At 55.4% G+C, this 7,594-nt stretch carries 12 protein-coding genes and 2 tRNA genes; 4 read left to right on the forward strand and 10 right to left on the reverse strand.

The genetic code is table 11. The annotated features are described in order from the left end of the window. Positions 1 to 174 precede the first annotated feature (174 nt). Positions 175 to 306: a hypothetical protein gene (locus ACGVJ8_RS06670; RefSeq protein WP_392346588.1), complete on the reverse strand. Its 132-nt coding sequence runs from the start codon at positions 304 to 306 to the stop codon at positions 175 to 177. Between the two features lie 784 nt (positions 307 to 1,090). Here ACGVJ8_RS06670 and ACGVJ8_RS06675 point away from each other — a divergent pair. Then, a complete protein-coding gene (locus tag ACGVJ8_RS06675; RefSeq protein WP_392346590.1) occupies positions 1,091 to 1,312 on the forward strand; it encodes a DUF427 domain-containing protein in 222 nt (73 codons plus the stop codon). 78 nt (positions 1,313 to 1,390) lie between these two features. Here ACGVJ8_RS06675 and ACGVJ8_RS06680 read toward each other — a convergent pair whose 3' ends face one another. Both ACGVJ8_RS06680 and ACGVJ8_RS06685 read right to left on the reverse strand, forming a co-directional pair. After that, complete coding sequence (locus tag ACGVJ8_RS06680) at positions 1,391 to 1,549, reverse strand: hypothetical protein (protein ID WP_392346592.1); 159 nt, start codon at positions 1,547 to 1,549, stop codon at positions 1,391 to 1,393. A 159-nt stretch (positions 1,550 to 1,708) separates the two neighbouring features. Further along, complete coding sequence (locus tag ACGVJ8_RS06685; protein ID WP_392346594.1) at positions 1,709 to 1,906, reverse strand: chlorophyll a/b-binding protein; 198 nt, start codon at positions 1,904 to 1,906, stop codon at positions 1,709 to 1,711. A 145-nt stretch (positions 1,907 to 2,051) separates the two neighbouring features. On the opposite strand from ACGVJ8_RS06685, the gene ACGVJ8_RS06690 reads away from it, so the two are divergent. Further along, complete coding sequence (locus ACGVJ8_RS06690; RefSeq protein WP_392346596.1) at positions 2,052 to 2,282, forward strand: hypothetical protein; 231 nt, start codon at positions 2,052 to 2,054, stop codon at positions 2,280 to 2,282. An 817-nt stretch (positions 2,283 to 3,099) separates the two neighbouring features. On the opposite strand, the gene ACGVJ8_RS06695 is transcribed toward ACGVJ8_RS06690, so the two are convergent. Together ACGVJ8_RS06695 and ACGVJ8_RS06700 are read right to left on the reverse strand one after the other, a co-directional pair. After that, positions 3,100 to 3,276 (reverse strand): hypothetical protein, encoded by a 177-nt coding sequence (locus ACGVJ8_RS06695; RefSeq protein WP_392346598.1) that lies wholly within the window; start codon positions 3,274 to 3,276, stop codon positions 3,100 to 3,102. Positions 3,277 to 3,419: 143 nt separating this feature from the next. Continuing rightward, positions 3,420 to 3,608, reverse strand: coding sequence for a hypothetical protein (locus ACGVJ8_RS06700; protein WP_392346600.1), 189 nt, complete (start codon positions 3,606 to 3,608; stop codon positions 3,420 to 3,422). A gap of 927 nt (positions 3,609 to 4,535) precedes the next feature. On the opposite strand from ACGVJ8_RS06700, the gene ACGVJ8_RS06705 reads away from it, so the two are divergent. Continuing rightward, on the forward strand, positions 4,536 to 4,751 hold the full coding sequence (locus ACGVJ8_RS06705) for a hypothetical protein (protein WP_392346609.1): 216 nt from the start codon (positions 4,536 to 4,538) through the stop codon (positions 4,749 to 4,751). Between the two features lie 159 nt (positions 4,752 to 4,910). On the opposite strand, the gene ACGVJ8_RS06710 is transcribed toward ACGVJ8_RS06705, so the two are convergent. The 5 genes from ACGVJ8_RS06710 to ACGVJ8_RS06730 all read right to left on the reverse strand — a co-directional run bounded on the left by ACGVJ8_RS06710 (position 4,911) and on the right by ACGVJ8_RS06730 (position 7,224). After that, positions 4,911 to 5,243, reverse strand: a complete 333-nt coding sequence (locus ACGVJ8_RS06710) for a hypothetical protein (protein WP_392346602.1) — start codon at positions 5,241 to 5,243, stop codon at positions 4,911 to 4,913. Between the two features lie 460 nt (positions 5,244 to 5,703). Continuing rightward, a tRNA-Pro gene (locus tag ACGVJ8_RS06715) sits at positions 5,704 to 5,777 on the reverse strand. Between the two features lie 13 nt (positions 5,778 to 5,790). Further along, positions 5,791 to 6,942, reverse strand: coding sequence for an NAD(P)-binding protein (locus ACGVJ8_RS06720; RefSeq protein WP_392346604.1), 1,152 nt, complete (start codon positions 6,940 to 6,942; stop codon positions 5,791 to 5,793). A gap of 24 nt (positions 6,943 to 6,966) precedes the next feature. Beyond that, positions 6,967 to 7,113, reverse strand: a complete 147-nt coding sequence (locus ACGVJ8_RS06725) for a hypothetical protein (protein WP_392346605.1) — start codon at positions 7,111 to 7,113, stop codon at positions 6,967 to 6,969. A 39-nt stretch (positions 7,114 to 7,152) separates the two neighbouring features. Continuing rightward, a tRNA-Lys gene (locus ACGVJ8_RS06730) sits at positions 7,153 to 7,224 on the reverse strand. Between the two features lie 85 nt (positions 7,225 to 7,309). Between ACGVJ8_RS06730 and ACGVJ8_RS06735 the strand changes: the two genes are divergently transcribed. Then, on the forward strand, positions 7,310 to 7,594 hold a 285-nt coding region (locus ACGVJ8_RS06735), incomplete at its 3' end, for a gamma carbonic anhydrase family protein (protein ID WP_392346607.1).

Genomic DNA, 7,594 nt, shown 5'->3' on the forward strand with positions numbered 1-7,594 from the left:
TACCTCGTCGGCCCTTGAACATCGCCCTGCTCCAGCAGTAGTTGATGCAGCATGCGGAACCTCGCCATCGGAAAGCGATGGGTGCTCGGCAGCGGCGCAGATTAGTGCAGATGGTAAACGACCGGAAGCGGTAAAGGGTTGTCTCACCCGGGATAGCTCAGCCCCATTCAAGGGTCAGGCAGGCTGTTGATGCATCAACCAGTCGTTGAAGCCACTGGTGTTCAGTTCGCTGATGCAGCTCTGCAGGTTGTGCAGATGGCTCTGCTTGATCTCCTGCGCGCTGAGCTGCATTGCGAAGTGACCCATCCGGCAATCCTTAAGGATTGCTTAGTTGTCTCACTATGAGGCTTGGTAGACTTATTTAGACCTTGATGAAAAGACCTTCGGATGCTCCGGAAGCCCTTGGTCCGTGTGTGAGGGGTATCTCGTCCCCCAAATGAAGTGTGGTGGCAGCGGCCTTGTGAAGGATGACCAGGTTGGGGTGAGGACATGTCCAGGTGTGACTCGCGTGTTCGCTGTTTCTGCAGCCCAGACTGGTTAAGGTCCGCAGGATTGGGGACATGGCGTGGGTGACTACACAACAGCGATCTGGGTCACCATTGGCCTGACGGTCGCCCTAACAGTTCCTGTCGTTTGGCAATTTCTGCAGCCCAACGATGACGATTTCGGTGACCTCACCCGCAGAAAGTGAGCCAACACGACACCGTAACCATCTGTTGCTGGCAATTGACGGGTGAAACAGCTCTCGAGGACATGGTTCTCGGTGTCGACGAACGTGCTGTCCGTGATGGGATCAATGTGCTCTCATCCGACGATTTCGATGCTTGTTTAGCCATCGTGATTTGTCGCATGGGGCCCAATTGCTATGCGCACCTATCGCAGGTGGCGGGGTATTACAAGGGTAATGCCAGTGGGATCTGGGACCACAGTCGCGGTACCGGTGCTCCCGAGGGGACGACCTATGAGATCAAACCCATCACTCGCATTCATCGTGTTCCCGAGGCGTTGATCGGGCCCCGACTCCACCGAAGGCATTGCTGTATTCCATCGGGTTGCCGTCATGCGCTATCTGCTCGACATGGGATAGACGATGAGACCCGTTGAAAAGGTTTCGAGCTTTGCCCGTCCTCCCCTGATTGAGCTGGTGTCCGGTTCTGTCGATATCTGGATTGCAGGTCAGGCGATCGCCCAGGATCAGCGTTATGTGCGCGTGTGTGAAACCTTCCACCCGCCTACGATCTATCTGCACCCTTCAGCCTTTTGCCCCGGCACGCTCCACCCCTCAACGGGACGCCCTTCGTTCTGTGAATGAAAAGGAGCGGCGTCTTATTGAGATGTCAGTACTGTCGATGGAACCGGTCGCCGAGTTCGAGCGGGGTGGAGTAACCCGTCAGTTCTTGGGACGATGGAAGGGTGCTGCGGAGGACTCAAGCTTGGCGTGGGCCTTGCCAGCCTTCCTCAGAATCTTCTGGGCTTCATCGCGGGTCAGACACTCCTCTGCAGCGAGCTGGAGGGACTCGAGGCGCGAATGGGCAGTGCTTGTCTTCATCACCTCATAACCGATTCATAACTTTTTATCGCAAAACGCCTGCAACATCAAGCATTTTAACCAAAAAAAGGTTTTGTCAGAGCTTGGCCACGACCAATGGGTCGGGGAGTGCAGGGTTTCAAGTGCACTCCCCGACGATCTCAGCGGTAGCTGATCGGTTCAGTTGCAGCCGAACACGCCAAAAGTGACCTGACTGACAATCCCGTGCCCCGTCAAGGCTTCCGTCAGCACGCCCACCACAAAACCGATCATTGCAGCGCGGCCATTGAGGAGCTCTGCTCGCTCGAAACGCTCACTGCGAATTTGAGCTGCTGCAGCGCTTTGGAACCAGTCGTCGTTAGGAGCGGAAGAAGCCATCATTCGTTGAAAACTTGCGAAATACTAAGGCCCTTGTAACGGTTTGTAAATGGTTGGGCCTTCGGTTCTCTAGGAAGCATCACCAACTGATGCCAAGCGGGTCGATCCGGGGCCAAATCCGGAGGTAGGTGCATTTGCCCCAGCCATGTCAACGTCGCGAAACCGAACCCACGGCCGCTTCTCCTCCCGTCGAATCGACCAGGAGCTGCAGGGAGTCCAAGACGCCTTGATTGCCTTTGAGGGGTATGGCCCCAACGGGCCGATGCTGCATGCCTCGGCGTTGCAGCGGCCTGCTGGTCGACGATCAGGCACCTGGGTCGACAAGTTGTTCGCGCAGTTCCATCAATTCCTGGCTGGGTTCAGCCGCCGGAGTTGAATCAAGGGGTGTTGCGAACACTGCGTTCTCGAGCCCTTCGTTGTTGGGATCCGACGGCCACGTGGTGAAGTTCCTCTGGATTCAATCGACGCACTACAGACATGAGTGCGTCATCAGTCCAATAGTCAGGACTGTCGAGAACTCCCAAGTGCAATGGGCAGGATGGGCCAGAAATCATGACTTCTCCTTTAAGGATGTCTTCCAGCATGAAGCATCGCAATTCCGAGGGTTTTTGACCTCCTGTTCCAGATTTAGTGTCTCCCTAAAGCAGGCTTCCAAGCGCTAGATGCAGCGCTGCTGTTGTCTAATCTGGCCTCTTCATGGATGTTCACCAGAGTCTTAAGTGAGTGTTGACATCCACTACATCTGGTGCTTGGTGGGTATTATTTTTTTATTGCATCAAAGATTGGTGCAGATCGCCGGGTGATGGGGATTGCCTTGGCTATTGAGCCGCTCCAGGGATGGGGCGGCTTTTTGTCTGCACCGAACGATTTATACCCTTGGTGTCTCGTGGATCAAGCCCGCTGCGGTTGGATCAGGTCAGCTGCGGTTGGATCAGGTCAGCTGTGCATCTGCACCTGTAATTCTTGCATTGTTACTGCACGAATTGTGCCCTGACGCTTAGCGCTGTTGTTCAGAGCAGAGCCCTCGTTCAAGAAAGTCAGTCTTAACCAGCAAGTCTGGCTTGCTGAATCGATTCAAAATCGATTCCCATCACCTTGGTCAGATAAAGGTATCCACCCCAAGCGACAACGTTGAGGTCTAGGGCCCAGATATAGAGCGTTCGTCTGGCTTGGGCTGGGTCTTCGCTCATCGGTTATTTCCGGTTCAACAGACACCAGCTACCATAGAGGGCCAGGCCGAGCAGGATCCAAGGAAAGATTGCGCGCAGCAGTGTTAATCCAATCAGGATGACCACAAGTGTGATCGTAGATCGTTTCACCATGGATTTGCTGCTGTCAGTCATGTACTGCCAGCGGGGAATCAAGGCCATCACAACAACGATGCTGAACAGCGTTCTAGGGGACTTGGACTCAAATTGCCAATCTCCCCCAAAGTGGTCAGTTCGCCATTGAATGCGTTGGTTTGACGCCTGTTAAGCTGCTGTCTTTGACCTTGGTTAATCAGCTTGTGGCTTCAGCAATCGTATTCGAGATGAGATTTCTGCTCACGCTTGCCAAAACCGGCCTCTTTCATCTGTGATTCGTCATAAGCCCAGTCGCTGTAAATCCTTGATTCTGAAAAGCTCTTTTTAAGACGAAGGGCAGTGATGCGTTGGCCAAGTAGATCCAACGACCATTTTGCTGTTGAAAGAACCTTGCCCATGATGCTTCTTTGCAACTCTACCCATGTCATAGCCCATGGATATCAATTGAACATTCGTGCATATGCTTATTGAGGCTCGGTTTGATTCAAGGCTCCTCGACTACATTATTGGCGTTTTGTTTCATGGCCTGTTGGCGTCGTCTTGATTCATAGTTACGGTACTCCTGTTGATCCAAGCCAAAGAAATTCAGAGGTTTGATGTCACCACAACTGATGCACTGATGTCCTGCTGCTGGGGGGAGCTTCAAAGGCCATGGTGGTCACTCCTTGGTGTTGATCGGCGTTGGCTTGATCTGTTCTGATAACGCCTGGGGGGTCCATAGACGCCTCTGCTTGCTGCACTGGGAGCAGTCCCCTCTCAGGCTCGAGTGCATGTGATCGGAGTCTGCACAACAAATTAGTGCCATGGCTGTTGTTGCTGATGCACCACGCTGATTGTTCAGATCGCATCAGGCATCGGTGTTTGTCCCTAGTCCGATCCCAAGGGTTGGCGGTAATCAGGATTGATCAAAGATTTTTTGCAGGGTGGTTCGCTCGTTCTGGAGGGAATTCGCCCTCATCGGTTGGCCAAGCGGCCTTGGCTGCCGAGGTCGATTCAAAAAGATCTTGCTGAGCCACCAGAGCTGGAGCCCGATAAATGCGAGGGCGAATAGTGCCAGTTCAGTTGCTCCCTGCATCAAGTAGTGCTTGCCGCGATTGTCGATCGCATCTGTTTTAAAGCACTTCAACTCTTCGGGGGGTGTGCAATGGGGGTTCCTCCCGTTTGCCAGCCCATCGTTGAAGCAGTTGAAGCAGCCTTTTCATCCTTCGATTTTGCGCCACCACAGCCTTGGCCCATCTGGTTATGGCATTCCTGTTTTCATTCGGCTTCGAATTGATTAACGCCATTGGCTTTAAGCTTGCCCTAAGCAGAGCAGTTTGTTGCGCGTGACTTTCAATGAGTTTGTGGCCAGTTCCAATCATCAAGAAACGAGCTGGGAAGAGCTTTGTTTTGAAATCAAGTGTGAGAGCTGTTTTGCCTCGGTTTTTGATGAAGTTAACGAGCAAATGGCCTCGTCTCGTGATGTACTTGCCCGGCTGGCAGATGAATTTCCCGATCACTATAAGAGTTATGCCAATGAGAGAGGCCTTGATCAGACTTGACGAAGAGGTGTGAGAGAGGCAGTAGGTCGTGACACCACCCACCAAATCAAGCAACCACGCCCGAAGAGGTCTCCCTCTCACCTCCAAACCATAGATGTGGCTCGGGCTATGGTCAGCCCCGTGTTCAGTGAGAGGCTGCCAAGTTCGCTTTCGCTGCCTTCAGGGCTTCCTCGCAAGCCGCCCGGTTTTCGCTGTCAATATCACTTGACTGCCGTTCAACCGTGCCTCCAGGAAGGCGATCTCGTCAATCCAGTAGGTCCTGTCTTTGCCTTGTTGATCAGTCACGCGTTCGGAAAGGATCCAGTCCATCGAACCTTTCATAGAGGAAAGCTGCCCTGGCGGCTGGCCACCCCTGTCTGGTTTGGTCATGGCTTTGGGCTTGAGCGTTGAGAGGACGCAGACTGGCTTGATCTGAACGGGGAGCACATCGCCATCGACGAGTCGTCTCCAGTCACCCCCATGACCGCCCTGGTCATCGATGCCGATGGGCATCTGACTTATATGGGTGAAGACGGATGCCGTCGGCAGATTGTTGGTGATCCAGAGCTCTTGGCACGACTGCAACAGCTGCAGGGGAAAGACTGCGCTGATTGTGATGGCGATGGCGGTTTGCAACCGTAGCTGGTCTCGCCAGATCTTCCAAGATCATCTCAAGGCTTCATCTTTCTTCGGGGCTGAATGAGTCTTTTGATCGATGGGCTGCTTTGCTCTCTGTTCCTTATTACGAGTAAAGCCATCTTGAAGTCATGGACACAATGTTTTTCGTTGGCGTGAACGCGGGCCTTCTGATCCTGCTGATTTTTGGTCTCGTATCAGCCAAAGCCAAGATCAAGGATGGCCGTAAAGAGATCATCTGAGCCACCCGCGCAGGATTCACTGTTGGCATGAGCAATAAAAAACCGCCCCTTGCGGGACGGCTTAAGCACCAGCTGGGGACTGGTCTCTGATCGCATCGGGGAGACAGGATTCGAACCTGCGGCATCTTGCTCCCAAAGCAAGCGCGCTACCAAACTGCGCCACTCCCCGGCGCACACAGAGATTAGCGGTCAGCGTGCAGCTGTTCAGCGAGGTTGACGCCGCTGCTGATCGCTCCCTCTGCTCTGCCGAAGCCAGGCCCTGCGATCCAGTCGCCACAGAACCCCACGGCGCTGGTGGGGCACCACTGCAGCTCTGCTGGCAGCGGGTTGTTGAGTGGCCGTGAGGCGCCCCAGCGCATCACCCCCAACGGCGTCGCCTGGTTCAACGCAGCTGAAACAACCGGCAGGGCTTGCAGCAGTTCGGGCAACAGCTCCAGCAGACGCTGTTGCTCCTGAGCCAGCAGGCGGCCCTGGCTTTCGGGCGTGATCGCTTCCCCGGAATCCAAGCCATGCACCACAAGCCCCCAGCGACCATCGCTTTGTGGCTGCAGCACGAGGCGTTCTACCTTCCAGCGCGCTTTGGCGGCGTCGTTCAACCAGATCTGAGCCGGCAGCTTTTCACCGTTGAGCGCGAGCATGCCCAGGTCCACCATCAGGTTCCAGCGCACCTCGGCTTGGCTGTGTTGCAGCAGGCTCAGTGCCGCATCGAAGCCAATGTCCACCCTCTCTGCAACAGCTGAGCGCAGGGGGACGTCGTTCCAGGCCAGCATCTTCAGGGAGCGGGGATGGGCCAGCAGGGTTCCACTGAGCACAAGGCGCTTGGCCCTGAGGCTCCAGGTCCGATCCTCGTTCTCCAGCAGCCAATGATCCTGGCGTCGCTCCAGCCAGCGCACGCGGGTTTCGAACTGGGGGCTCAGTTGCACGGAGCCAGCAGCATCGAGCAGCGCCTCGCAGATGCTGGCCATGCAGGGAATCCCATGCCACCAACCCCCATCTGGACAGGCTTCAGGGCTGTCGGCTGGCGATAAACCTGCTTGGGCGTCGAGCGAAAGCACAGCTCGTTCGTCACGCTGAAGAATACCGGCTGAGCGCAACGGCTCAAGCAGCGCGTTCATTCCCTCCGGCATGGATTCACTGAGAGCAAAGCCCGGTGCTCCATGGTTGAGTAGCCAGCAGCTTTGTTCCCGTCTCCTGCGGGTTGCCGTCCGGCCACCTGGCCCCCATCCCGCCTCAATTAAAGCAATGTTGGGATCTGATCCCAACTGCTGGAGCCGGCCAATCAGGCTGCAACCAGCCAGTCCTGCACCGACAACAGCGAGATCAACCTCAGCCACGGCCGCTGAAGCCTCTGCCGCTGATCACATCCAATAGCGCTCTGCGGCGACTCGAGAAAACAAACCAACCAGCAAAGCCAGAAGAATCGTGACGCCAAAGAACGCGAAATACGCCATCTGAACTGTTGGCTTGATCAGAAATTCAGGGCTTTCTAACAGCCGTTCGGTCATCGGCTCAGTTGAGTCATGAGACGACATCAATTTTGGATATGGGTCGCCTGAGATTCGAACTCAGGACCAGCCGGTTAAAAGCCGGATGCTCTACCGCTGAGCTAGCGACCCGTGCCCGCTTGGGCATGCCGTTTCGGCACCAAATGAGGTTATCACTCAAGTCGCTGGAGAGACTGGTGGCTGCTGAACCATGGTCATGACTGGCTCTAAGCCCTGGCCCGATCCCCAGATCGATGTCAACGCCTGGGTTGCTGAATCCGCTGTTGTGATTGGCGATGTGCAGATGGCAGCGGGCAGCAGCCTCTGGCCCACAGCCGTTGCACGCGGTGATCTCGAGAAGATCAGCATCGGAGCGGGCAGCAATGTTCAAGACGGTGCCGTGCTCCATGGCGATCCGGGGCAGCCGGTGCGCCTCGGTGCTGATGTCACCGTGGGTCACAGGGCCGTGATCCATGGCGCCACGCTTGAGGATGGTTGCCTG

It is taken from the genome of Parasynechococcus sp., assembly GCF_042954245.1.
Classification (GTDB): Bacteria; Cyanobacteriota; Cyanobacteriia; order PCC-6307; family Cyanobiaceae; genus Parasynechococcus.